This is a genomic window from Demequina lignilytica (assembly GCF_030418375.1).
Lineage (GTDB): Bacteria > Actinomycetota > Actinomycetes > Actinomycetales > Demequinaceae > Demequina > Demequina lignilytica.
In genome coordinates, this window is sequence record NZ_JAUHPZ010000013.1 from 46453 (window position 1) to 71195 (window position 24743).

23 protein-coding genes are annotated in these 24743 nt (G+C 71.9%); 13 read left to right on the top strand and 10 right to left on the bottom strand.

Annotation, left to right across the window (positions count from 1 at the left end):
- Positions 1–7: 7 nt before the first annotated feature.
- Positions 8–616 (top strand): DJ-1/PfpI family protein, encoded by a 609-nt coding sequence (locus QQX13_RS12965; protein ID WP_301121918.1) that lies wholly within the window; start codon positions 8–10, stop codon positions 614–616.
- A 28-nt stretch (positions 617–644) separates the two neighbouring features.
- On the opposite strand, the gene QQX13_RS12970 is transcribed toward QQX13_RS12965, so the two are convergent.
- Complete coding sequence (locus QQX13_RS12970) at positions 645–3698, bottom strand: sigma-70 family RNA polymerase sigma factor (protein WP_301153602.1); 3054 nt, start codon at positions 3696–3698, stop codon at positions 645–647.
- A 178-nt stretch (positions 3699–3876) separates the two neighbouring features.
- On the opposite strand from QQX13_RS12970, the gene QQX13_RS12975 reads away from it, so the two are divergent.
- A complete protein-coding gene (locus QQX13_RS12975; RefSeq protein WP_301121914.1) occupies positions 3877–4650 on the top strand; it encodes a hypothetical protein in 774 nt (257 codons plus the stop codon).
- 159 nt (positions 4651–4809) lie between these two features.
- The gene (locus tag QQX13_RS12980; protein ID WP_301121912.1) at positions 4810–5412 is read left to right on the top strand and encodes a TetR/AcrR family transcriptional regulator; all 603 of its coding nucleotides are present in this window, start codon (positions 4810–4812) and stop codon (positions 5410–5412) included.
- A 31-nt stretch (positions 5413–5443) separates the two neighbouring features.
- Here the strand turns inward: QQX13_RS12980 and QQX13_RS12985 are convergent, their stop codons facing one another.
- The 4 genes from QQX13_RS12985 to dnaK form a co-directional block, all read right to left on the bottom strand.
- Complete coding sequence (locus QQX13_RS12985) at positions 5444–5878, bottom strand: heat shock protein transcriptional repressor HspR (protein WP_301121910.1); 435 nt, start codon at positions 5876–5878, stop codon at positions 5444–5446.
- A gap of 14 nt (positions 5879–5892) precedes the next feature.
- Positions 5893–6864 carry a DnaJ C-terminal domain-containing protein gene (locus QQX13_RS12990; RefSeq protein ID WP_301121908.1) on the bottom strand — a complete coding sequence of 324 codons (972 nt, stop codon included), beginning with the start codon at positions 6862–6864 and terminating at the stop codon, positions 5893–5895.
- 18 nt (positions 6865–6882) lie between these two features.
- The gene (locus QQX13_RS12995) at positions 6883–7479 is read right to left on the bottom strand and encodes a nucleotide exchange factor GrpE (protein ID WP_301121906.1); all 597 of its coding nucleotides are present in this window, start codon (positions 7477–7479) and stop codon (positions 6883–6885) included.
- Positions 7480–7555: 76 nt separating this feature from the next.
- The gene (gene dnaK / locus QQX13_RS13000) at positions 7556–9424 is read right to left on the bottom strand and encodes a molecular chaperone DnaK (RefSeq protein ID WP_301121904.1); all 1869 of its coding nucleotides are present in this window, start codon (positions 9422–9424) and stop codon (positions 7556–7558) included.
- Between the two features lie 347 nt (positions 9425–9771).
- On the opposite strand from dnaK, the gene QQX13_RS13005 reads away from it, so the two are divergent.
- Genes QQX13_RS13005 through cofC form a run of 3 tightly spaced genes read left to right on the top strand, consistent with a single transcriptional unit; the run spans position 9772 to position 12171 of the window.
- Positions 9772–10773 (top strand): TIGR03557 family F420-dependent LLM class oxidoreductase, encoded by a 1002-nt coding sequence (locus QQX13_RS13005; RefSeq protein WP_301121902.1) that lies wholly within the window; start codon positions 9772–9774, stop codon positions 10771–10773.
- 1 nt (position 10774) lies between these two features.
- Entirely contained in the window at positions 10775–11560 is a 786-nt protein-coding gene (gene cofE, locus QQX13_RS13010) for a coenzyme F420-0:L-glutamate ligase (protein ID WP_301121900.1), read from the top strand.
- Positions 11557–12171, top strand: coding sequence for a 2-phospho-L-lactate guanylyltransferase (gene cofC, locus QQX13_RS13015; RefSeq protein WP_301121898.1), 615 nt, complete (start codon positions 11557–11559; stop codon positions 12169–12171). The genes cofE and cofC overlap by 4 nt, the downstream gene beginning before the upstream one ends.
- Here the strand turns inward: cofC and cofD are convergent.
- The 5 genes from cofD to QQX13_RS13040 form a co-directional block, all read right to left on the bottom strand.
- The gene (cofD, locus tag QQX13_RS13020) at positions 12158–13132 is read right to left on the bottom strand and encodes a 2-phospho-L-lactate transferase (RefSeq protein WP_301121895.1); all 975 of its coding nucleotides are present in this window, start codon (positions 13130–13132) and stop codon (positions 12158–12160) included. The two genes, cofC and cofD, sit on opposite strands and share 14 nt — an antisense overlap.
- Positions 13129–13902, bottom strand: a complete 774-nt coding sequence (locus QQX13_RS13025) for an ABC transporter ATP-binding protein (protein ID WP_301121893.1) — start codon at positions 13900–13902, stop codon at positions 13129–13131. The genes cofD and QQX13_RS13025 overlap by 4 nt, the downstream gene beginning before the upstream one ends.
- The gene (locus QQX13_RS13030) at positions 13893–14939 is read right to left on the bottom strand and encodes a FecCD family ABC transporter permease (protein ID WP_301121891.1); all 1047 of its coding nucleotides are present in this window, start codon (positions 14937–14939) and stop codon (positions 13893–13895) included. Before QQX13_RS13030 ends, QQX13_RS13025 begins: the two co-directional genes overlap by 10 nt.
- On the bottom strand, positions 14936–15943 hold the full coding sequence (locus QQX13_RS13035) for a putative F420-0 ABC transporter substrate-binding protein (RefSeq protein ID WP_301121889.1): 1008 nt from the start codon (positions 15941–15943) through the stop codon (positions 14936–14938). Before QQX13_RS13035 ends, QQX13_RS13030 begins: the two co-directional genes overlap by 4 nt.
- A gap of 113 nt (positions 15944–16056) precedes the next feature.
- Positions 16057–17442 (bottom strand): aminotransferase class I/II-fold pyridoxal phosphate-dependent enzyme, encoded by a 1386-nt coding sequence (locus QQX13_RS13040; RefSeq protein WP_301121887.1) that lies wholly within the window; start codon positions 17440–17442, stop codon positions 16057–16059.
- A gap of 153 nt (positions 17443–17595) precedes the next feature.
- On the opposite strand from QQX13_RS13040, the gene QQX13_RS13045 reads away from it, so the two are divergent.
- The 7 genes from QQX13_RS13045 (at position 17596) to QQX13_RS13075 (ending at position 24617) form a co-directional block, all read left to right on the top strand.
- Positions 17596–18444, top strand: a complete 849-nt coding sequence (locus QQX13_RS13045; protein WP_301121885.1) for a nitrilase-related carbon-nitrogen hydrolase — start codon at positions 17596–17598, stop codon at positions 18442–18444.
- A 13-nt stretch (positions 18445–18457) separates the two neighbouring features.
- Entirely contained in the window at positions 18458–19894 is a 1437-nt protein-coding gene (hydA, locus tag QQX13_RS13050; protein ID WP_301121883.1) for a dihydropyrimidinase, read from the top strand.
- A gap of 19 nt (positions 19895–19913) precedes the next feature.
- Positions 19914–20930, top strand: a complete 1017-nt coding sequence (locus QQX13_RS13055) for a TIGR03842 family LLM class F420-dependent oxidoreductase (protein WP_301121881.1) — start codon at positions 19914–19916, stop codon at positions 20928–20930.
- A gap of 11 nt (positions 20931–20941) precedes the next feature.
- Positions 20942–21817, top strand: a complete 876-nt coding sequence (locus QQX13_RS13060; RefSeq protein WP_301121879.1) for an ABC transporter permease — start codon at positions 20942–20944, stop codon at positions 21815–21817.
- Positions 21814–22620 carry an ABC transporter ATP-binding protein gene (locus QQX13_RS13065; protein WP_301121877.1) on the top strand — a complete coding sequence of 269 codons (807 nt, stop codon included), beginning with the start codon at positions 21814–21816 and terminating at the stop codon, positions 22618–22620. The genes QQX13_RS13060 and QQX13_RS13065 overlap by 4 nt, the downstream gene beginning before the upstream one ends.
- Entirely contained in the window at positions 22617–23381 is a 765-nt protein-coding gene (locus QQX13_RS13070) for an ABC transporter permease (RefSeq protein WP_301121875.1), read from the top strand. The genes QQX13_RS13065 and QQX13_RS13070 overlap by 4 nt, the downstream gene beginning before the upstream one ends.
- Positions 23382–23453: 72 nt before the next feature.
- On the top strand, positions 23454–24617 hold the full coding sequence (locus tag QQX13_RS13075) for an ABC transporter substrate-binding protein (protein WP_301121873.1): 1164 nt from the start codon (positions 23454–23456) through the stop codon (positions 24615–24617).
- Positions 24618–24743 lie beyond the last annotated feature (126 nt).

Here is a 24743-nt window from a genome sequence, read left to right on the forward strand (position 1 = left end):
TGTGGTCATGACCATGCGCGTGGCGATCCTCCTGTTCGACGGCTTCGACCTGATCGACGCGGGCGGGCCCTACGAGGTGTTCCTGACGGCGTCCCGGCTCCTCGAGCGGGACGGCCTCCCGCCCGCCTACGAGGTCGTGCTGGCGACGCCCGGCGGGGACGATGTGGTCGCCTTCGGCGGCATGACGCTCACGCGCTTGACCGACACCGACGCGCTCGACTCCGCTGACATCGTCCTCGTACCCGGCACGATCGATGTCGCGTGCGCGCTGTCCGACAGCGCGCTGCGCGAGGCCATCGAGCGCCTCGCGGCGTCCTCGTCGCTCACCGCATCGGTCTGCACGGGAGCGTTCCTGCTCGCCCGTGCCGGCCTGCTGCGCGACAAGCCCGCGACCACGCACTGGGAGGACCTGGGCGACCTCGGCGGCTGCGGTGACGTCGCGGAGGTGATCGCGGGGGTGCGGTGGGTCGACGCGGGGGCGGTGCTCACGAGCGGCGGGCTGACGTCGGGCATCCACCTCGCGCTCCACCTGGTGGCGCGCACCACCTCGGTGGACCTCGCTCAGCGCACGGCGCGTCAGCTCGACATGGACTGGAGCCCCGACCCCGCGCGGTGACGCCTGGTGGACCTTCTCCGGCGCCGACCTACTCGTCGCCCTCGATGGTCACGACGATCGAGCTGAGCATGATCGCGTCGGACCGCCCGCTCGTGAGCTCGATGACGTGGTCCCCGGCGGACACGCTCGTGGTCTTGAACAGCTTGGCGTCGGTGCCCAGGCTGTTGGAGAACGGTGAGCCGAAGGCGGTCGAGTCCGCGGCGTTGTCGGGGTTGCCGCCGATGGTTCCGGTGCCGGACCAGCCCCACGGGTTGAGCGTGTCGTCGTCGATCGAGACGCGGGTGTCGTGGCGGCCGCGGTCACCCTCGAAGGCGACCATGCCGAGAGTCACCTTCGCCTTGCCGTCCGTGCTGAACGGGATCTCGGCCGAGTCGTCGTAGAGCCAGTGGGTCCCGTCGAGGACCAGCACGGTGGCCTCGGGCAGGCTCGCGTCCTCGTACACCACCGTGATCGCGAAGCCGGCGTAGTAGTTCGGGGCCAGCGACCGGAAGGTGTCGCTCAGCGCGATGTCCGCCAGCGCGTACCCGCCGTTGCCGGCGGCGGCGACCACATCCGTGATGTCCGCGGTGGCCTGGTAGAACAGGTCGCCCACGAACCAGTTCGAGGTGACCTCGTCGGCGGTGATCTCCTGGTACTCGCCGCCCGGGGCTCGGAGCATCGCGGTGTCCAGGTCCGACGACCACGAGTCGAACGGACCGCGGTTCGCTGACCAGGTCAGCGTCGCGCTCACGACTGTCGCGCCCTCCGGCAGCAGCGAGGTGCTCAGGACGGTCTCCGCGGAGCTCGACGCGCCACCCGCAAGGTTGAGCGGACGCATCTCCTGCGTGTTGTTGTCGTACTTGACGTTCGCGTCGGCGCCGCGGAAGCCCATGACGTCCTGGCACGAGGTCAGCAGGACGTTGCATCCCAGGAGCGGCGCTCCGACCACGGTCGCCGCGACGTTGCCCGTGATGCTGAAGTCGTGGTCGAGGCCGGGGACGCGCTCGCTGAGCGCCGTGCGCACGGAGTAGGTCACCGAGTCGTCGCCCGACGATGCCGTGAAGGTCGTCAGGGCGTCATCGCCCAGCACGGCGTCCGCGTCCACCGCGTCGAGTGAGAGGAGCAGCTCGGTCGACGCGCCGGCCGCGAGCGTGTCGAGCGTGCAGTCCGCGACACCGCGGTCGTCCGTGAGCTCGCAGGTCCAGTCGCCCGCCTCGATCGTGCCCTCGTTGGCGAACTGCAGGTAGGAGGCGATCGCCGCCGCGTCCGCGGGCTGGCGGGACCCGGCACCTGCGCCCGGAGGGGCGAACGACAGGCCGGCGGGGAGCGTGATGCTGGCGGCGATGTCGGTCGCCGCGGCGTCGCCGTCGTTCGACAGCGACATCGAGAGGCTGGGCGAGAGGCGCGAGACCGTGAGCACGCTCAGCGGCGCGGGCGCGATCGCCAGACGCGTCGTCGTGGTCCCGGAGCCCGTGCCGGAGCCAGTGTCGGTGCCCGAACCCGAGTCGGTTCCAGAGCCGGAGCCAGTGTCGGTGCCGGAGCCGGTGTCGGTTCCAGAGCCGGAGCCGGAGCCGGAGCCGGAGCCGGTGTCGGAGCCGGTGTCGGTGCCGGAGCCGGTGCCGGAGCCGGAGCCGGAGCCGGAGCCGGTGTCGGTGCCCGAACCCGAGTCGGTTCCAGAGCCGGAGCCGGTGTCGGTGCCCGAACCCGAGTCGGTACCCGTCCCGGAGCCAGCGCCCGTACCGGAACCCGTGCCCGCACCGGAGCCAGAACCCGTGCCCGACCCGGTATCGGTACCCGACCCGGTCACGCTCTGGGTTGCCGGGGGCACCAAGGCGGGCGTGCCGTCGTCGTCCGCGGCGGTGGTGGTCTCGGCGCCCGCGGCGGGAGCCTCGTCCTCGCCGATCTCCAGGTCGCCGCCGACCACCGGCTCGTCACCCGCATCGTCCGCCTGACCGGAGTCCGCCGACGGCGCGGTCGAGCTGCCCGTCACGGACTCCGCGGCGGGCGAGCCCGCGGCACCCGCCGGGGTCTGGTCGCCGGAGTCGCCGGTCCGCCCGATGAGGCCGAAGACGCTCGCACCTGTCACGGCGAGGGACACCACGCCGACCGTCGCGGCCACAGGGATGGCGATCGCGGCCAGGCCGTTCGCGATGGTGGCGAGCCCGCCGCCGACCAGGCCGGAGGTCGCGGCGGTCGAGGCGACGCCACCGCTCGCGGCCGCGGCGCCGCCGGCGCTGCCGCCGGCCGCGCCCGTACCCGCTGTCGCGGCGCCCGAGGCGAAGGCGCCGCCGACGGGCATCCCGCCCTCGAGCGCCTTGACGCCGAGCAGGCCCATGAAGATCGGCGCGATCACGGCGCGCAGGCCACGGTTGACATCCTCGAGCTCGGCGACCAGCGCCATGCACTTGTCGCACGAGCGGACGTGCTCGTCGACGCGCGTGTGCTCTCGCTTGCTCAGCCCCCCGCGCACGTAGGCACCGAGCTGCGTGTTGGCCTCGAGGCACCCGACCGAGTCGGCGGCGCCGAGGTGCTGCTGGAGGTACGCCTGGCGGAGCGCCTCGCGCGCACGGTAGGCGAGCGCCGCCACGCCGTTCGCGGACAGGCCCAGGAGCGGGGCGACCTCCTTCGGCGTCTTCTTCTCGACCTCCGTGTACCAGAGGACCGCCCGCCACCGCTCGGGCAGCGAGGAGAAGGCGTCCGCGACCATGGTCTGCTCGAAGCCCGCCATCGCCGGCTCGTCGGAGCCGCCCTCGAAGCCCATGGCGGATTCGTAGGGCGCCATGTCCTCGCTCGGGCGCGCACGGTTGGCGCGCTCGATGATGTCGAGGCCGGTCCGTCGCACGATCGTGAACAGGTAGGCGCGGAACGCGAGGTCCGGGCCATCGCCGCGCTGGAGCGCGCGCAGGATCCGGGAGAACGCCTCGGACACCACGTCCTCGGCGTCGGCGGCGCTGTTCGTGTAGTGGAAGGCCACCTTGCGGGCCGCATCCGCGTGCCGCTCGTAGAGCACGCCGAAGGCCGCCGGATCACCGGCGCGCACGCCCGCGATCAGCTCGGGGTCGCTGGACGTCTCGGTCCAGAGCGACAGGGCCTCCTGGCTCATGACTCGGCTGCTCCCTGCAGAAGGTGGAGTTATCCCATTGTTCCCGGTCCGTATCCCAGCGGACAAGGCGCGCCGTGAGGGATTCGTCACACGGCGCTTGCGGGGTGGTCGCCAGGCGGCCCGAAAAAAACTTTCGGAATCTGCGTCATAGCGGTGGGGGACCCCCCTCTCATCGGGCATGACCAGCGAGGTGAACACCCCAGGCGCGGAGTCGCCGTCGCCGCTGATGCGGCGATGGGAGTCGGCGAGCCTCGGCACGGTCTGGCGCCGTCCGGGCGACTGGTTCACCCCTGCGGGGGAGGCGCTTGCGGAGGCGCTCGAGGCGCGGCTCGACACGGCGCCTGCGGCCTTCCGACTCGGCACGGCGCGCGCGATGGCCGGCGTGGGCATCACCGAGGCTATCGACGACATGGCGGTGCTGTTCCGCGCGGCCGGCTACGAGTCGGCCCCCATCCGCACGCTGCGGTCGCTGTGCGAGGGCTGGACGGAAGGTGAGGCGACGCACCGCGTCGCGCCGCTGATGACCGACGCGGAGTCGGGCCTGGGCACGGTCGAGTACCTGATCACCCGGCTCGCTGAGATCTACGGCGCCGCGGAGCGCGACGGCGACGACGTCCCCGTCTCCCACGCGCTGGTGCTGGTCGACGTGGCCGCGGCCGACACGGACCCGTGGCAGCGCATGGCGCGCAACGCCGCGATCGGCCGCGCGCTGCAGGACGCGTACGGCAAGGGTCACCCGATGGCGCGCGTCTCCGACGGCGTCTACGCGGTGCTGGTGGCACGCGGGCCCGAGATGGGCTCCGGCGTGGCCAGCCTCCGCGATCACATCTCCCACCGCGCGACGCAGATGCGCGTCGGCAACCTGATGCGGCAGCCTCCGCGCGTGTGGATCGAGTCTCTGCCAGGAACGCACGACTACGTGAGAGACGTGCTGGAGTCCCTGCAGAGGTAGAGGGGGGCGCAAGGGGTCGGTACCGAGCTGAGGGCGGTGCCGACCCCTTTGCGTTGCCCCCGCGGCTGACTTGCATTAGTGCAACATGTGGCGCACTGCACAGGCCTTAGGACCTTGGTGCGAAAAATATTGCTGTTACATGAAATATCATTGATTCTCATGTTTGAGAACGAGAATTCCGATCTGAGGGGCCGGCTGCTCGAGGGGGCGCTGCGGATCGTCGACACCCAGGGTGCCGCCGGGCTGACCGTGCGCGCTGTCGCCGCCGCGGCCGGCTGCTCGACCATGGGCGTCTACACGCACTTCAAGGGCAAGTCGGGCCTCATCGACGCGGTCGTCGAGTGGGGCTTCGGTCAGCTGGATGCGACCCTCGAGGAGGCCCACGAGGCGGCGGGCGGCGGCTGCCACGGCCTGGTGGCCGGCGCGCGCGCCTACTGCGAGTGGTCCCTGGCGCACCCCACCCAGTTCCAGGTGATGTTCGTCGCCGCGATCCCGGGCTACGACCCGTCGGAGACCACGCGCGAGCGTGTGTGGGACTCGTTCTACTCCCACCGCGCGCGCGTGGCATCGGCGCTCGAGGGGCCCGACGCGGACCCGGCGAGGTGGCACGATGCGGCGGCATCGCTCTGGGCCAACGTCCACGGCCACGTGATGATCGAGATGCTGCGCCGCGCCTACGGCGACCACCGCCCCGAGCTGTGCGACATCCAGGAGGCCATCGAGGCCACCGTCGCCGGGCTCGACCCGTCCTGCGCGCGCTGACGCTCGGCGCGGCCCGCGCCTAGGGCGGCGCCTACCCGTCCGTCTGCTCGTCCTCGGACGGCAGCCCGGCCCACAGCACGATCGCCCGGCCCTCGTCGCGGCGGGCCCGGCGTCCGCGCTCGACGATCACGACGTTGCCGGTGGGCCCGGTCGTGAAGATCCGTGAGCCGACGTCGGCACGCGGACGGAGCCGCTCGACCTCGTGCTCGAGCTGCGTCACGCGCTTGGTGAGCGACAGGATGCGGGCGATGCCCGCGAGGTTGATGCCCTCGTCCTGGCTCATGCGCTGGACCTCGCGCAGCGTGGCGACATCACGAAGCGAGTAGCGGCGGCCGCCGCCGGGGCGGCGGCGCGGCACCACCAGGCCCAGGCGATCGTACTGGCGCAGCGTCTGCGCGTGCATGCCGGCGAGCTCCGCGGCCGCGGAGATGAGGAACACCGGCTCGTCGACGTCTGGCTGCTCCATGGTTCACCTTCCCGCTAGCGGGCGGCCTCCGTGTAGAGCGACGCGCGGGGATCCTCACCCGCGGTGGCATCGGTGAGCGCCTCAAGCGCCTTCTTGGCATCGCGGGAGAGCTTGCGCGGCACCGCGACCTCGACGGTGACCATGAGGTCGCCGGTGCCCTTCTTGGAGGCGAGTCCGCGACCCTTCACCCGGAGCACCGTGCCCGACTGCGTGCCGGACGGCACCTTGACCTTGACCCGCTCCCCCGACAGCGTCGGCACCTCGACATGGGCGCCGAGCGCGGCCTCGTCGAACCGCACCGGCAGCTTCATCTTGAGATTGAGCCCGTCGATGGTGAACACGGGGTGCCGCTGCACGTGCACCGTGAGCAGCAGGTCGCCTGCTGGTCCGCCGTTCGACCCGGGCCGGCCCTTGCCGGGCACGCGGATCCGCTGGCCGTCCTTGACGCCCACCGGCAGCCGGGTGGTGATGCGCTGGCCGTCGGAGCCGAGCGTCACGGTCGACCCCTCGGCGGCGTCGCGGAAGGTGACCTCGACGGCCGCGGCGATGTCGCCGCCCTTCTGCGGTCCGCGCTGGAAGCCGCCGCCGAACATCGACCCGAGGATGTCCTCGAAGCCGCCGGTGCCGCCACCCGAGGTGCGGAACTGCGCGCCCCCGCGTCCGCCGCCGCCGAACATCCCGCCGAGGATGTCCTCGAAGCCGGCCGCGCCGCCCGCGCCGCCGCCGCCCGCCTGGAAGCGTGCGCCGCCACCGCCCATCGCGCGGATCGCGTCGTACTGCTGGCGGTCCTCGGTGTCGGACAGCACGGCGTAGGCCTCGCCGACCTCCTTGAACCGCTTCTCCGCGGCCGCGTCCCCGGGGTTGCGGTCCGGGTGCAGGTCGCGCGCGAGCTTCCGGTACGCCTTCTTGATGGCGTCCGCGTCGGCGTCCTTGGAGACGCCGAGCGTCGCGTAGAAGTCCTTGTTGAACCAGTCCTGGCTGGGCATGGCGCCTCCCTCCTGGGGCTACTCGGGCTGCGCGACGATCACGCGCGCGGGGCGGAGCACGCGCTCGCCCACCTTGTGGCCGGGCTGGGCGACGTGCTGGACCGTGGGCTCGGCCACCTCGGTGCTCGGCTGGGACATGAGAGCCTCGTGCAGCTGCGGGTCGAACTCGTCGCCCGCGGTGCCGTAGCTCGACCAGCCCAGGCGGCCGAGCGCTCCCTCGAGCTTCTCCGCGATCGCGGCGAAGGGACCTTCGGCGAGGTCGCCGTGGTCGCGCGCCGCCGCGATGTCGTCGAGCACCGGGATCAGCGCCTCCACGGCCTTCGCGGTCGCGTTCACGGCGATGAGCTCCCGGTCCCGGTCGACGCGCTTGCGGTAGTTGACGTACTCGGCCTGGAGCCGCTGAAGGTCGGCGAGGTGCTCGGCGGCCTTCTGATACGCGGCGTTGAGGGCGTCGTCGGCGCCCGTCTCGTCCGCCGTGAGGTCGTCGACGCCGTCGTGGTCCTCGTCGAGGAACGTGCCCTCGGGGACCTCCTTGCCAGCCTCGTTCAGGATCGACTCCGCCTGGGCCAGCGCATCGTCCTGCGGCTCCTCGGGAGTGGGGGTGTTGTCGGTCATGTCACGCCTCCGTAGGGCGACGGCGGGCGGCGGCTCGGCATCGTGTGCCGTGGCCGCGCGCCCGCCGTCAGCTCGGTTACTTCTTCTCGTCCTCGTCGTCGACGATCTCGGCGTCGACCACGTCGTCGTCGGACGGCTGCCCGGACGCGGCCTGGGCCGCGGAGTCCGCGTCCACGTTCACGCCCTCGGCCTGCTGAGCGGCGTAGACCGCCTCGCCGATCTTCTGCGCCTTCTCGACCAGCGTCTCGTGCTTCGCCTTCACCTCGTCGGTGTCGTCGCCCTCGAGCGCGGTCTTGACCTCGGCGATCGCGGACTTGACGTCCTCCGCGACCTCCGCGGGCACCTTGTCCTCGTTCTCCGACAGGATCTTCTCGGTCGAGTACGCGAAGGTCTCGGCGTTGTTGCGGACCTCGGCGTCCTCGCGGCGCTTCTTGTCCTCCTCCGCGTGCTCCTCCGCGTCCTTGACCATGCGGTCGATGTCCTCCTTGGAGAGGGCCGAGCCGCCGGACACGGTGATGGACTGCTCCTTGCCGGTGCCGCGGTCCTTCGCGTGGACGTGGACGATGCCGTTGGCGTCGATGTCGAACGTCACCTCGATCTGGGGGACGCCGCGCGGGGCCGGGGCGATGCCCGACAGCTCGAAGGTGCCGAGCAGCTTGTTGTCACGCGCGAACTGGCGCTCGCCCTGGTAGACCTGGATCAGCACCGAGGGCTGGTTGTCCTCGGCCGTCGAGAAGACCTCGGACGACTTGGTCGGGATCGCGGTGTTGCGCTCGATCAGCGTGGTCATCACGCCGCCCTTGGTCTCGATGCCGAGGCTCAGCGGGGTGACGTCGATCAGCAGGACGTCCTTGCGCTCGCCCTTGATGACACCGGCCTGCAGGGCGGCGCCGACGGCGACCACCTCGTCCGGGTTCACGCCCTTGTTGGGCTCCTTGCCGCCGGTGAGCTCCTTGACGACCTCGGTGACCGCGGGCATGCGGGTCGAGCCGCCGACGAGCAGCACGTGGTCGATCTCCGACAGCTTGATGCCGGCGTCCTTGATGACCTGGTGGAACGGGGCCTTGGTGCGCTCGAGGAGGTCGGCCGTCATCTGCTGGAACTGCGCGCGGGTGAGCTTGCTGTCCAGGTGGACGGGGCCGTTCTCGCCGATGCTGAGGTACTGGAGGGAGATGGTGGTCTGCTGCGCGGAGCTGAGCTCCTTCTTGGCCTGCTCGGCCGCCTCGCGGAGGCGCTGCAGGGCCGAGCGGTCCTTCGACAGGTCCACGCCCTCGGTGTTCTTGACCTCCTTGACCAGGTGGTCGACGATCCGCTGGTCCCAGTCGTCGCCGCCGAGGCGGTTGTCGCCGGCGGTCGCGCGCACCTGGATGGTCGAGAAGTCGTCGTCGTCCTTGCCCACCTCGAGCAGGGACACGTCGAAGGTGCCGCCACCGAGGTCGAAGACCAGGATGTGCTCGTCCTCCTTGCCCTTGTCGAGGCCGTACGCGAGCGCCGCCGCGGTGGGCTCGTTCACGATGCGCAGGACGTTGAGGCCCGCGATGGTGCCGGCGTCCTTGGTCGCCTGGCGCTCGGCGTCGTTGAAGTACGCGGGCACGGTGATGACCGCGTCGGTCACCTGCTCGCCCAGGTACTCCTCGGCGTCGCGCTTGAGCTTGCCGAGGATGCGCGCGGAGATCTCCTGCGCGTTGTACTTCTTGTCGTCGATCTCCTGCGACCAGTCCGTGCCCATGTGGCGCTTCACCGAGGCGATGGTGCGGTCCACGTTGGTGACGGCCTGGCGCTTGGCGATCTCGCCGACCAGGACCTCGCCGGTCTTCGAGAACGCGACCACCGACGGGGTGGTGCGGGCGCCCTCGGCGTTCGCGATGACGGTGGGCTCGCCGCCCTCGAGGACGGAGACGACCGAGTTGGTGGTGCCGAGGTCGATGCCGACTGCTCGTGACATGTTCTTTCCTCCTACTGCGGCGGGGCGCCGCGTGAAACCTCCGCTCAGGACTTGAGCGACTGAGACTCAAGTTACGTCGCGAGCGAGGTTGCGTCAAGTCGACGAGGCAGAAGTTGAGCGAACTCTGCTCAAGTTCCCAGGAGCGCGCTGTGCTGTGCCGGGTCGGGGCGCTCATCTCCCCCGAGGAGGCGCGGACTCGCGAGAGATGGCGGTCAGTTCCCCGCACGAGGTGGGCGAGACAGGGGCCGGGGCGTAGGTGTGGGGACCACGCGCGGCCACGGCTTAACCCCGGCGAAATGTTCAGCCTCCTACGATACGAAAATCCGAGGCGGGCACGAGGAGTGGTGATGTCAGATCTGCAGGTCGGCTACGCGGCGATGCTCGAGCAGTTCGCCCCCATGGAGGCCGTCGCGCTGAGCGAGTACGCCGAGAGCAGGGGCTTCTCCGGCGTCATGGCCGCCGACCACTTCCAGCCCTGGGTCCCGCAGCAGGGCCAGTCCGCGTTCGTGTGGAACGTGCTCACCGCGATCGGCGAGCGCACCACGGGGGACATGGGCCCCGGTGTCACCGCCCCGACCTTCCGCTGGCATCCGGCGATGGTCGCGCAGGCGTCGGCCACGCTCGCCGCGATGTACCCGGGCCGGCACTGGCTCGGTCTGGGCGCCGGCGAGGCGCTCAACGAGCACATCGTCGGCCAGTACTGGCCCGAGCCGCCCGAGCGCATCAACCGCATGTTCGAGGCCATCGACATCATCAAGAAGCTGTTCGACGCCTCGATCGCGGGCAAGGACGTCAAGCACCAGGGGACGTTCTACCGCCTCGAGACCACGCGCCTGTGGACCATGCCCGAGGTCGCTCCGCCCATCTACGTCGCGACGGCGGGTCCGGTCGCCGCCCGCCGCGCGGGCCGCGAGGTCGACGGGCTCATCACGGTCGGCGCGCCGAAGGAGAAGATCGCGCACCTCTTCTCGCGCTTCGAGCAGGGGGCGCGCGAGGCGGGCAAGGACCCCGACTCCATGCCGCGCATCCTGCAGCTGCACATGTCGTGGGCGCCCACCTACGAGGAGGCGTTGCAGAACGCGATGGTCGAGTGGCCGAACGGCGGCATGAAGTTCCCCAAGGCCGACATCCGCTCGCCGTTCGAGCTCGAGCAGATCGCGAAGATGGTCCGCCCCGAGGACTTCGAGGGCCGCATGGTCATCAGCGAGGACCCCGACGTCCACCGCGAGTACATCCAGGGCTTCGTCGACCTCGGCTTCGATCGCGTCTACCTCCACAACGTCGGCCGCAACCAGCGCGAGTGGATCGACACCTTCGCCGCCGACGTGCTCCCGAAGCTGCACCGCTGACATGCTCACCGCGTGGGCCGTCCCCGGCCTGGGCGAGATCGCCCCGGGCGCGGACCTGCCTGCCCTGATCGCCGCGGCGGCCGCGACCGCGGGCACGCCGCTGGCCGACGGCGACGTGGTGGTGGTCGCGAGCAAGATCGTCTCGAAGGCGGAGGGTCGGCTGGTCACGGCGGCGGACCGCGAGGACGCCATCACCGCGGAGGCCGTCCGGGTGGTCGCGTCGCGGCCGCGCAAGGACGGCGGCCTCACCCGGATCGTGCAGACCACGCACGGCTTCGTCATGGCCGCCGCGGGCGTCGACGGCTCGAACGTGCCCGCGGGGCACGTCCTGCTGCTGCCCGTCGACCCCGACGGGTCGGCGCGCTCGCTCGCCGAGGGCCTGCGCGCCGCGACGGGATCGCGCGTCGGGGTGGTCGTCACGGACACGTTCGGCCGGCCCTGGCGCAACGGACAGACCGACCTCGCGATCGGCGCGGCCTACGTCGACGTGACCGACGACCACCGCGGCACGCCCGACGCGCAGGGTCGCACCCTCGAGGTCTCCGTGACCGCGCTGGTCGACGAGCTTGCGGCGGCCGCGGACCTGGTGAAGGGGAAGGTGCGGGGCCTGCCCGTCGCCGTGGTGCGCGGCCTCGACGCGGTGACGGACGAGGTGGGGACCGGCGTGCGTGCCCTGGTCCGGGACGCGGAGCACGACATGTTCCGCTGGGGATCGGACGAGGCGTACGCCCGCGGCTTCGACGCGGGGCTCGCCGCGGCCGCGCACGCGGAGGAGGAGGCGCCGTGACCGGCTGGACCGTGCTGATCCCGGTGAAGGGCGGGCCGCACGCCAAGTCGCGCCTTCCCGAGGTGGTGAGGGGCGCCTCGCGCGCCGCGCTGGCGACCGCGCTCGCGGCGGACACGGTCGCGGCGGTGGTGGGTGCAGCCGACGTGGCGCGCGTGATCGTCGTGACCGAGACGCCGGGCCTGGAGCTGCCAGGGATGGACGGAGTGGAGCGCTGGGTCCAGCACGCCGAGGGCCTGAACGCCGGGATCTCGGAGGTCGCGCGCATGCTGATCGGCCCCTGCGCCGTCGTGCTCGGGGACCTGCCCGCGCTCAGGCCCGCGGACGTCGACGAGGCGCTCGCGCGCGTGGCGCTCGCCCGCCGCGCCGTCTTCCCCGACGCCGCCGGGACGGGCACGACCCTGCTCGGAGCGATCGACGGGCGGCTGCTGCCGGCGTTCGGCCAGGGATCCTTCGCGCGCCATCGAGCGCTCGGCTATCAAGGTCTCGACGCGTCGCTCCGCCTGAGCGCGGACGTGGACACCGAGCGCGACCTCGATCGGGCGCACTCGCTCGGCCTCGGCGCGCACACGGTCGCCGCGCTCGCGGCGGTCCCCGTGGTCAGCGCAGGCTGAGGCCCAGCTCCACCGCCGCCGCCGCGATGGCGGCCGTCGTGTCGACGTCGGTCATCCACAACGGCCGCGCGAGCCCGGCGACGCCCGCGGAGGCGAGCTCGTCCAGCGCGCCGGCGTCCGCATCGTCGACCAGCCAGCCGTCGAGGAGGCCGTGGCGCGACCGGTAGTCGAGCGCCACGCCCGCGGCGGTCGCCGGGACCCCGAGCGTCGCGAGGCAGGCCTCCGCCATCCCGCGCACCGCGGCGCCGCCGATGATCGGCGAGACCCCCACGAGCGGCGCGGCCGCGGAGCGGAGCGCGTCGGCGATGCCCGGCACCCCCAGGATGGTCCCGACGGACACCACCGGGTTGGACGGCGGCAGCAGCACCAGGTCGGCCCCGGCGATCGCGTCGAGCACGCCCGGTGCCGGTGCCGCCTCGTCCACCCTGACCTGCACGAAGCGGCGCGCCGGCGCCGCCGCCCGCGTCCTCACCCACCACTCCTCGAAGTGCATCACCTCGCCGCCCGAGAGCTCGACGTGGGTCTCGACCGGCTGATCGCTCATCGGCAGCAGGGTGACAGGCAGGTCCCAGCGGGCGGCGAGCCGTGCGGTCGCCGCCGAGAGCGGCTGGCCTGCGTCCAGGAGCGACGTGCGGGCGAGGTGGGTCGCGATGTCGCGATCGCCCAGCGTGAACCACTCCCAGCCCACGCCGTAGGGGCGCAGCTCCTCGGCGACCGTGAAGCGCTCGTCCTCCCGACCCCAGCCCTGCGCCTCGCTGATCACCCCGCCGAGCGTGTACATCACCGTGTCGAGGTCCGGGCAGATCTGGAGCCCGTGCAGGCGCATGTCGTCGCCCGTGTTCGCGATCACGGTGACGTCGAGCGGCACCCCCGCGGTGGCGCCCCACGCGACCAGGCCGCGGAGGAAGCGGGCGCCGCCCACCCCTCCGGACAGGGCGACGATGCGCAGCGGGTCGGTCATGAGTCCTCCTCGGTCGGGTCGAGCGCGAGCACGGGTCGGCCGTCGCCGGGATGGTCGAGCACGGTCGCGGTGACACCGTAGACGCGGGCGATCAGCGCGGGGGTGAGCACCTCGCCGGGTGCGCCGAACGCGACCAGACCTCCGTGGTCGAGCACGGCGACATGGGTGGCCCAGGCGGCGGCGTGGTTGAGGTCGTGCAGCGCGGCGACCACCGTGATGCCGCGTGAGCGCACCAGCCGCAGCGTCTCGAGCTGCGCGCGGATGTCGAGGTGGTTGGTCGGCTCGTCCAGCAGCAGGAGGGCCGGGCGCTGCGCCAGCGCGCGGGCGACGCTGACGCGTTGCCTCTCGCCGCCCGACAGGCGCGCCCAGTCGCGGTCGGCGAGGTGGTCCGCGCCCACCGAGGCGAGGGCGGCTCGCGCCTGGCCCGCCGCATCGTGCGGGCGACGGTGCCCCCGGTGATGGGGCAGCAGCCCCAGCTCGACGATCTGCGCCGCGGTGAGCGCGATCGCCGCGTCGGCGTGCTGCTCGAGCAGCGCGACGCGGCGCGCGAGCGTGCGCCGGGACAGACGATGCGCGGGCTCGCCGTCGAGCAGGACCGCCCCGCTGGTGCGGGGCACGAGCGCGGCGATGGCGGCGAGCAGGGTCGACTTGCCCGCGCCGTTGGGGCCGAGCAGCGCGACCCGCGCGCCGGCGGGCACCGCGAACGCGACCCCGCGCACCGCGACCCGGCCGCCGCGATGCACCGTGAGGTCCTCGATCCTCAGCTCCATGACTGCCTCCGGGCCTGCCGCAGCACCAGGACGAACACGGGGACCCCGAGCAGGGCCGTCACCACCCCGACGGGGATCTCGCGCGGGTCGAGCACGGTGCGTGCGAGCGTGTCCGCCCAGACCAGGAAGATCGCCCCGCCCAGCGCGACCGCGGGGAGCAGGTGGCGGTGCAGGCCCCCGCTGAGCGCCCGCATGAGGTGCGGCAGCACCAGGCCGACGAAGCCGATCGCACCCGAGGTCGAGACCATCGCTCCCGTCAGCAGCGAGACGGTGCCGAGCAGCACCAGGCGGGTCCGGCGGGTGTGGATCCCGAGCGCGGCGGCGGCGCTCTCGCCGAGCGCGAAGGCGTCGAGCCGGGTCGCGTGCAGGCGGATCACCGGGTAGAGGCCGGCGAGCGCGATCCCCGCCACCGCGACCGTGGTCCACGACGAGCCGGCGAGGGACCCGAGCAGCCAGCTCAGGACCTCGCGGAACGAGTCGCCCTTCGCCGCCATCACGATCACGAGCGAGGTCGCGGCCGCCAGGAACTGGGACACCGCGAGGCCGGCGAGCACCAGCGTCGTGGGGGTGACGGCACCCGAGAGCCTCGCGATCGCGAGCGCGGCGGCGAGGGCGAACGCCGCCCCCGCGAAGGCCGCGAGCGGCACCGCGGCGGTGGCGGCGACGGAGGCGCCCAGCCCCAGGAGGATCACCGCGACGGCCCCGAGGGAGGCGCCCGAGGACAGCCCGAGCAGGTAGGGGTCCGCGAGCGGGTTGCGCGTGAGCCCCTGCATGACCGCGCCCGCGACCGCGAGCCCCGCGCCGACGAGCGCCGCCGTCAGCGCGCGCGGCACCCGGATGTGCCACACGATCGCGTCGGTGGTCGCGGACGCCGACGCGCCGCCGAGGCCCAGGTGGTGGGCGATCACCGACCAGGCGCCGGCGGGGGACAGGTCGGCCACCCCGATCGACACGGCCGCGACCAGGCTGGCGGCGAGCGCGAGCGCCAGCGCCGCCAGCAGCAGCACCGTCCCGCGCCCGCCGCGGACCGCGGTCATGACAGCCCGAGCGCGTCCAGCTGGGTCGTCAGCGACGCGACGGCCTCGACGTTGCGCACGCCCGCCTCGCCCGCGGCGAAGGGGATCACCAGGTAGCGCCCCTCGCGGACGGCGGTGAGGGACGCGGTGGCAGGATCCGACTCGAGCCGCTCGATCTTGCTCGCGGCCGTGTTCCACGAGGCGTCGACCAGCACGATCACGTCGGGGTCCGCCTCGACCACGGCCTCCCAGGTGGCGGACGTCCACGTGTCGTGGACGTCCGCGAACACGTTCGTGAGGCCCGCCGCGTCCATCATCATCTGGGGTGCGCCGATGCCGGCGCCGACGTACGGCGCGTCGTCGCCCGAGGAGTACCAGACGGCGGTGAGGCCGGAGGTGGATGGCTCGACCGCGGCGAGGCCGTCGCGCATCGTCTCCACCAGGGCGGCGGCGGCCTGCTCGGCGCCGAACACCAGCCCGGCCTCCTCGATCTGAGCGAACAGGAGGTCGAACGTCATCGGGTCCGGCTGGTAGCCGGCCTCCTTGCATGCCGACGGCGCGACGTAGGTGAGGATCCCGAGGGCGGCGAGGTCGGCTCGCTCGCCGACCCCGTCGGCGGCGAAGTTGGACTCCCAGCCGCCGACGATCGCGTCGGGGTCGAGGGCGAGGGTCGCCTCCTGGCCGGGGAGGAAGTCCGACATCACGGGGATGTCGACGTCGAGGGTCGTGTACGGCGGCTCGACCGGTCCGTCGAGGAAGGCGGCGCCGACGATCCGGTCCGCCAGGCCCAGCTCGACGAGCAGCTCGGTGGTGGTCGACTTCACGGTGACGATGCGGTCCGGCGTCCCCTCGGGGGTGACGACGGTCCCGCAGTTGTCGACCGTGAGCTCCGCCGCGGCAGCGGGGTCGGCCGAGGAGGGGGTGACGGGGGCGGGGTCTGCGCTGACGGACGAGCACGCGGTCGCCAGGACCAGCGGGGCCAGGACGATGCCGAGGCGGGCGAGGTGCGGGAGGTGGCGGGGCATGGGGCGGCCTTCCGGATCGGGGTCGTGCGCGTTCCCGGACCTGCCGTCGATACCCGACGGCCCACCATGCCACCTCCGGCCGGGGTCCAGGCCGCCAGCGTACGGCGGGGTGGTTACCTCGATGTTTCGCAGGCGGCGGCGATCGCCGCCGCGACGTCCGGGATCGCCTCGCGGAGCCCCCCGACGCTCACCCGGACGTGGTCGCCGACGTGGGGCCCGGGCGCATCGTCCCCCTCCGGGGTCGGCACGACGAAGGCGCTGCCCGGGCTCACCTGGATCCCCGCGGCGGCCAGGGTGACGCGCGCCGCCGCCTCGTCGGGCACCGGCACCCACACGTTGAGGCCGTCGCGGGCCTCGACGTCGACGCCGAGGCCGCGCAGGCACGAGGCCAGCTCGCGCTGGCGGGCGAAGTACGCGTAGCGGGCGGCGCTGATCGAGGCGATCGCTGGTCGGGTCGTGAGGAGGTCGTGCAGCACGGCCTGGAGGATCCGTGACGTCCACCCCGGGCCGAGCACGCGGTAGCCGACGATCCGCTCGATCGCCCCCGCGGGTCCGCTCATCGCGGCGACCCGTAGGTCGGGGCCGTGCGACTTCGAGAAGCCGCCCACGTGGAGGGTGCGGGCGGGGAGCCACGTGCCGAGGCTGACCGCGGGGGCGGCGGACACGAGGTTGGTGTGATCGTCCTCGATCACCACGGTGTCGCGCCCGTAGCGGTGGCGGGAGAGCACGGTCGCGAGCTCCTCGGCGCGCGAGGCGGTGAGGGACGCGCCGGTGGGATTGTGCGCGCGCGGCTGGAGCACCACCGCGGCGGGACGCGACGTGAGCGCCTCGTGAAGAGCCGCCGGGACCATGCCCCGGTGGTCGATGCGTGCGGGCACCGCCATCAGGTGGAGGTGGTCGAGCAGGTCGAGCAGCATCGGGAACGTCGGATTCTCCACCACGACCCGGTCGCCGTAGCGGGCCACGGCGCGCAGCGCCCGCTCGACGCCGTCCATGGCGCCATCGACCATCGCGAGGGCGGGCGGGGAGTACGGCCAGCGCTCGCGCAGCGGTGCCTCCAGCTCGGGCAGCAGCGGCGGCTGGGTGTACGAGGTGACGGAGGCGCGGCGGGGAGCGACCCGTTCGAGGCTCGCGGAGACGTCGGGGAGCAGCGTCGGGTCCGGCAGGCCGGACGCGAGGTCGAGCCGGGGTGCCATGCCGGGCGCAGCGGTGCCGCGGTCCGCGAGCCGCTGCGACCGCGGCGTGAGCCACGGCGTGGTCGGCTCGAGCACGAAGGTGCCGGCCCGGCCGCGTGCCTGGATCAGCCCGGCCTTGACCATGCCCTGCCAGGCGGTCGACACCGTCGCCGGGCTCACCCCGAGCTCCCGCGCGATGTCGCGGACCGTGGGCAGGCGGGTGCCGGGCGGCAGCTCGCCGCTGCGGATCAGCATCGACAGCGCGGACGCGATGCCCTGGGGCGTGGGGGTCTCGACGGCGTCGACGAGCGTCGCCAGCGGCATGGGTCCCCCTTCGCGCCCGCAGTTATCGCGCCCGTGTTCTGTCCGTAACCAGGCTTTTACCGGCGGTAACGACTCAGAAATGTTCAAGAGCCAGAGTAACAGTCAACCGGGGACGCGAGCCCCCACCCTCCAGCACACCCTCGAGGAGCGAGCATGACGGTGATCAGGGCGGCCATCACGCAGACCACATGGACCGGTGACAAGGAGTCGATGCTCGACAAGCACGAGCAGTTCGCGCGCGACGCGGCCGCCCAGGGTGCGCAGGTCATCTGCTTCCAGGAGCTGTTCTACGGCCCCTACTTCGGCATCACGCAGGACAAGAAGTACTACCGCTACGCGGAGCCCGCCGACGGTCCGATCGTGCAGCGCTTCGCGGCGCTCGCGAAGGAGCTGGGCATGGTGATGATCCTCCCGATCTACGAGGAGGAGCAGACCGGGGTCTACTACAACACCGCGGTGGTGGTCGACGCGGACGGCACCATCCTGGGCAAGTACCGCAAGAACCACATCCCGCATGTGGAGAAGTTCTGGGAGAAGTTCTACTTCCGCCCCGGCAACATGGGCTACCCGGTGTTCGACACCGCGGTCGGGAAGGTCGGCGTGGTGATCTGCTACGACCGCCACTTCCCGGAGGGCTGGCGCGAGCTGGGCCTCAACGGCGCGCACCTCGCGTTCAACCCCAACGCCACCAAGCCGGGCCTGTCGAACCGCCTGTGGGAGATCGAGCAGCCCGCTGCCGCGGTCGCCAACGGCTACTACGTCCTCGCCCCGAACCGCGTGGGCCTTGAGGACAACGAGTACGGCGACGAGGCGGTCAACTTCTACGGCACCTCGCAGATAGTCGACCCGCGCGGCAACTACGTAGGCGAGCTGGGCTCGGGCGAGCACGAGGAGCTTCTGATCCGCGACCTCGACATGGACCTGGTCCAGCAGATGCGGGACGACTGGCAGTTCTACCGCGATCGCCGCCCGGACAGCTACGGCGAGATCACGGCACCGTAAGGAAGGAGCGGACATGACCACCACCCTCATCACCGGCGGCACCGTCGTCTCGGCGACCGGCCGCATGCTGGCGGACGTCCTGATCGACGGGGAGACCATCGTCGCCGTCCTCGCGCCCGGCTCGACGTCGCTCGGGCACGACCTGCCGTCGACCGTCGACCGGGTGATCGACGCCACCGGCCGGTACGTCATCCCCGGCGGCATCGATGCCCACACCCACATGCAGCTGCCCTTCGGCGGCACCTCGGCCTCCGACACGTTCGAGACGGGCACCAAGGCCGCGGCTTGGGGCGGCACCACGTCAATCGTCGACTTCGCCGTCCAGAGCTACGGGGGCAAGGTGCAGGACGGCCTCGCCGCCTGGCACGAGCTGGCCGCCGGCAACTGCCACATCGACTACGGCTTCCACCAGATCGTGGGCGGCGTCGACGACGACTCGCTGGCGGCGCTGCCGTGGCTGATCGACGAGGGCATCACCAGCTACAAGATGTTCATGGCCTATCCCGGGGTGTTCTACGCCGACGACGCGCAGATCCTCAAGGCCATGCAGGTGGCGGCCGACAACGGCCTGCTGACCATGATGCACGCGGAGAACGGCCCGGTGATCGACGTGATCGCCGAGCAGCTGGTCAAGCAGGGCAAGACCTCGCCGTACTACCACGGCGTCGCCCGCGTCTGGCAGGCGGAGGAGGAGGCGACGCATCGCGCGATCATGCTCTCCGACATCACCGGCGCGCCCCTGTACGTGGTGCACGTGTCCGCGAAGCAGGCCGTCGCCCAGCTCGCGGCGGCGCGCGACAACGGCAAGAACGTCTTCGGCGAGACCTGCCCCCAGTACCTGTACATGTCGCTCGAGGAGCAGCTCGGCGCGACCAGCGAGGAGTGGGGCGACTTCGAGGGCGCCAAGTACGTCTGCTCGACCCCGGTGCGCTCCCGTGCCGAGGGCCACCAGGACCACATGTGGCAGGCGCTGCGGACCAACGACCTGCAGATGGTCTCCACCGACCACTGCCCCTTCTGCATGAAGGACCAGAAGGAGCTCGGCCTGGGCGACTTCCGCAAGATCCCCAACGGCATCGGCTCGGTCGAGCACCGCATGGATCTCATGTACCAGGGCGTCGTCACGGGCCAGATCACCCTCGAGAGGTGGGTCGAGCTCACGTCGACCACCCCCGCGCGGATGTTCGGGATGTACGGCAAGAAGGGCGTGATCCAGCCGGGCGCGGACGCGGACATCGTGATCTACGACCCGAACGGCCACACGTCGATCGGCGTCGACAAGACCCACCACATGAACATGGACCACTCGGCGTGGGAGGGCTACGAGATCGACGGCCACGTCGACATCGTCCTGTCCCGCGGCACGGTGCTCGTCGAGGACGGTGCCTTCCATGGCGCCAAGGGCCACGGGTCCTTCCTCAAGCGCGGCCTGTCGCAGTACCTGATCTGAGAGCGGAGGGGGAGACCGCATGGACTTCGGAGTGGTGCTGCAGACCAACCCGCCCGCGGCGCGCACGGTGGCGCTGGCGAGGATGGCCGAGGAGTACGGGTTCACGCACGCGTGGACGTTCGACTCGCACCTGCTGTGGCAGGAGCCCTACGTCATCTACAGCGCGATCCTCGCGCAGACCCACCGCATCAAGGTCGGTCCCTACGTGACCAACCCCGCGACCCGCGACTGGACGGTCACGGCCTCGACGTTCGCGACGCTGAACGAGATGTACGGCAACCGCACCGTGTGCGGCATCGGGCGGGGCGACTCGGCCGTACGCGTGCTCAACGGCAAGCCCGTGTCCGTGCGGGAGATGCGCGAATCCGTCCACGTGATCCGCGAGCTCGCGAACCGGCGGCCCGTCGAGCACAACGGCGCGACCCTGCAGTTCCCCTGGGCGCGGACCTCCGAGCTCGAGGTGTGGGTCGCGGGCTACGGGCCGCTCGCGCTGAAGGCGGCCGGCGAGGTCGGCGACGGCTTCATCCTCCAGTGCGCGGACGTCGACATCGCGAAGTGGATGATCGACACGGTCAAGACCGCGGCGGACAACGCGGGCCGTGACCCTGAGCGCCTCGAGTTCTGCGTCTCCGGGCCCATGTACATCGGCGAGGACTGGGAGCACATGCGCGACCAGTGCCGCTGGTTCGGCGGGATGGTCGGCAACCACGTCGCGGACATCGTCGAGAAGTACGGCAAGGAGGGCGCGATCCCTGGGGTGCTGGTCGACTACATCGAGGGCCGCCAGGGCTACGACTACAACGAGCACGGCCGCGCCGGTAACTCGCACACCGAGTTCGTGCCCGACGAGATCGTGGACCGCTTCTGCGTCCTCGGGGGCCCCGAGGAGCACATCGCGAAGCTCGAGGCTTTGCGCGACGTCGGCATGACCCAGTTCGCGGGCTACCTCCAGCACGACAACAAGGAGGAGACGATGCGCGTGTACGGCGAGCGCGTCATCCCCGCGGTGTCCGAGTCCATCACGGCGAAGGTCTAGGGACGGGGACGATGCGGCGGTCGCGGCTGAACGGGGTCCTGTGGGGGATCCTCGGCGTCCTCGCCGCCGTCGCCGTGTGGGAGGGCTACAAGGCGATCGGCCCCGCCGAGGGCGTGGTCGTCGGCGACATCGTGATCCTGCCGCGCACGACCGACATCGCCATGCCCCACACATGGGACGTGCTGGCGCGGCTGTTCGAGCCCGTCACCCGCGCCGCCGGGGCCGACGTGCTCTGGTGGGCGGTGCTCCAGGCCGCCGCGTTCTCGCTGGGCATCGCGGCGCTGGGATGGCTGCTCGGCGTGATCTCCGGGCTCGCGCTCGCGCTGCTCATGCAGCGGTGGGTGACCGCGGAGAGCGCGGTGCTGCCGTGGGTGGTGCTCAGCCAGACGGTCCCCCTGATCGCGATCGCGCCCCTGGTGCGCCGCTGGGGATCGGAGATCGAGATCGGCTCCTTCCAGTGGGAGAACTGGATGTCGGTCGCGGTGATCGCCTCCTACCTGGCCTTCTTCCCAGTCGCCGTCAGCGCGCTGCGAGGCCTCAAGTCGCCGCCCGCCGCGGACATCGACCTGTTCCGCGCGTACGCCGCGGGCTGGTGGACCACGCTGCTTCGGCTGCGCCTGCCGTCCTCGGTCCCGTACCTGCTGCCGGCGCTGCGCCTGGCCGCCGCGAACGCGGTGGTCGGCACCGTGGTCGCCGAGGTCTCGATCGGGCTGGGCGGCGGCATCGGCCGCATGATCATCGAGTTCGCCGCCACCGCGAGCGGCGACCCCGCGAAGACGTACGCCCCGATCCTGGGCGCGGTGCTGATCGGCCTGGTCTCCGCCGGGCTGGTCGCGCTCATCGGGATGGGGCTGAAGCGGTTCCGACGAGCAGAGGTGACGGCATGACCGACCCCCGACCGGCGGTGCGCATCGCATCGGTCGACAAGATCTTCCGTGGCCGCAAGGGCGCCGAGGTGCATGCGCTCAGCGACGTGAGCCTCGACGTGGCCCCCGGCGAGTTCGTCTCGTTGATCGGTCCGTCGGGCTGCGGGAAGAGCACGCTCATGCGCCTGGTCGCCGACCTGGACCAGCTCACGGCGGGCGAGATCGAGGTGTTCGGCAAGACCCCCGAGCAGGCCCGCAAGGACCAGGACTACGGCATCGCCTTCCAGCAGGCCGGCCTGCTGCCGTGGCGCACGGTGCGCGCGAACATCGAGCTGCCGCTGGAGATCCACGGCGTCGACGCGCGCGGCCGCGCCGCGCGCTCGGACGAGCTGCTCGAGCTCATCGGGCTCGCCGACTTCGCCGACCACCATCCGGATCAGCTGTCGGGAGGCATGAAGCAGCGGGTGGCGATCGCCCGCGCGCTCGCCGAGCGGCCGCGTCTCCTGCTGATGGACGAGCCCTTCGGGGCGCTCGACGAGATCACGCGCGAGCACATGCAGAACGAGCTGGTGGCGCTGTGCAAGGAGACCGGCGCCGCCGTCATCTTCGTCACGCACTCGATCCCGGAGGCGGTCTTCCTCTCCGACCGGGTGGTGGTCATGTCGCCCCGACCGGGTCGCATCAAGGACATCGTGACCCTCGACTTCTCCGCGCGCGACGAGGAGCTGCGCGAGGACTCCACGTTCTACGACGGCGTCACGGCCGTCCGCATGCTCCTGCACGACGGGGCCGCCGACGGCGCGCGGGGGGTCGAGAACCGATGAAGGCGCTCGCGGGCACCCGCACCGTCCTCGCCCCCGTGGCGTTGGGCGTGCTGGCGCTCGCGCTCTGGCAGGCCCTTGTGGTCGCCTTCGAGATCAAGCCCTTCCTGGTGCCCAGCCCCCTCGGGATCGGCGGAGCCTTCGTCGACACCGCGGACCACATCCTCGACGCGGCGGTCCAGACCGGGCTGAACGCCCTGATCGGCCTCGGGATCGGTGCCGTCACCGGCATCCTGGTGGCGATCCTCGCGAACGCGCTGCGGGTGCTCGACAGGATGCTGGTGCCGCTCGTCGCGTCGCTCGCGGTGATCCCCATCGTCGCGCTCGCGCCCATCTTCTACGCGATGTTCGGCGCCGCCGCCAACACCGGCCGCCAGCTGGTCGCGGCGGTGGCCGTGTTCGTCCCCATGTACCTCAACACGCTGCAGGGGCTCCGCCAGGTCGAGCCCGTGCATCGTGACCTGATGCGCTCCTACGCCGCCACGGCGGAGCAGGTGAACCGGATGCTGCTCCTGCCAGGAGCGGTCCCCTACGTCCTCAACGGACTCAAGATCGGATCCTCGCTCGCGGTCATCTCCGCGCTCATAGCCGAGTACTTCGGTGGACCGGCCAACGGGCTGGGGATCGCGATCACCTCCTCGGCGGCGGGCTCCAACTACACCGTCGCCTGGGCCTACGTCCTCGGAGCAGTGCTGCTCGGGACGCTGTTCTACGGAGTCACCGCGGCCCTCGAGGGCTGGTCGCGGCGGCGCCGGAGGACCTGAGAGACGTCCGCTCCAGAGGCGGTCGAACAACGGGGAAGCAGTGACAACATCACGGGAGAAGCAATGGCAATCATGAGGGGACGCGCAAGCGTCATGACGGCGGTCGCGGCGGCGGGCGTGCTCGCGCTGACCGCCTGCTCGAGCGGGGACGACGCGGAGACCACCAGCTCCGCCAGCGGCGACGCCGCACCGGCCGAGCTCACGCCGGTCTCGGTGCAGCTGCAGTGGCTGACGCAGGCGCAGTTCGCCTGCTACTACTCGGCGCTCGACCAGGGCTACTACGAGGACGCGGGGCTCGACGTCACGATCCTCCCGGGCGCGGTCGACATCGTGCCGATCGACGTGCTGACCTCCGGCAGCGCGGACTTCGCGATCTCCTGGGTGCCCAAGGTGCTCGGCGCGATCGAGCAGGGAGCCGCGGTCACCAACGTCGCGCAGATCTTCGAGCGGTCCGGCACGCTTCAGGTCGCGTTCGCCGACTCCGGCATCGAGTCGGCCGCGGACCTCGCGGGCATGAAGGTCGGCTCGTGGGGCTACGGCAACGAGTGGGAGCTGATCGCCGGCATGCAGGCCAGCGGCGTCACGCTCGAGGATCTCGACGGCGGCTCGACGGTCCAGCAGGCCTTCGACATGAACGCCTTCATCGCGGGCGACATCGACGCGGCGCAGGCGATGACGTACAACGAGTACGCGCAGGTCCTCGAGGTGGTGAACCCGGAGACCGGCGAGCTCTACACCGAGGACGACCTGGTCGTCATCGACTGGAACGACGAGGGCACGGCCATGCTGCAGGACGCCATCTGGGCGGACTCGGAGCGCCTCGCCTCCGACGAGGATTACGCGGCGAGCACGACGGCCTTCATCAAGGGCACCATCGAGGGCTGCGTCTTCGCGAAGGACGACCCGCAGGCCGCGGCCGACATCGTCACCGCCGCGGGCTCGACCCTCGGCACCTCGCACCAGCTGTGGATGGCGAACGAGATCAACAAGCTGATCTTCCCGTCCACCTCGGGCGTGGGCCACATCAACGAGGACCAGTGGGACGCGACGGTCGCCATGGCGCTCGAGACGGTCAACCCCGAGGGCTCGACCATCATCACCACCGAGCCGCCGGAGACCGCCTACTCGAACGAGTACGTGGACGCGGCGCTCGCGGAGCTCGAGGCTGACGGCGTCGACGTGATGGGCGCCGACTACGCGCCGATCGAGGTCACGCTCAACGAGGGCGGCGAGTAGCCCTTCTCATCGGCGGGGGGGGGGGGGGGGGGGGGGGCCCCCCCCCCCCGGGGGGCGCCCCCCCCCCCCCCCCCCCCCCCCCCCCACCCCCCCCCCCCCCCCCCCCCGCCCCCCCCAGCGGGCCCC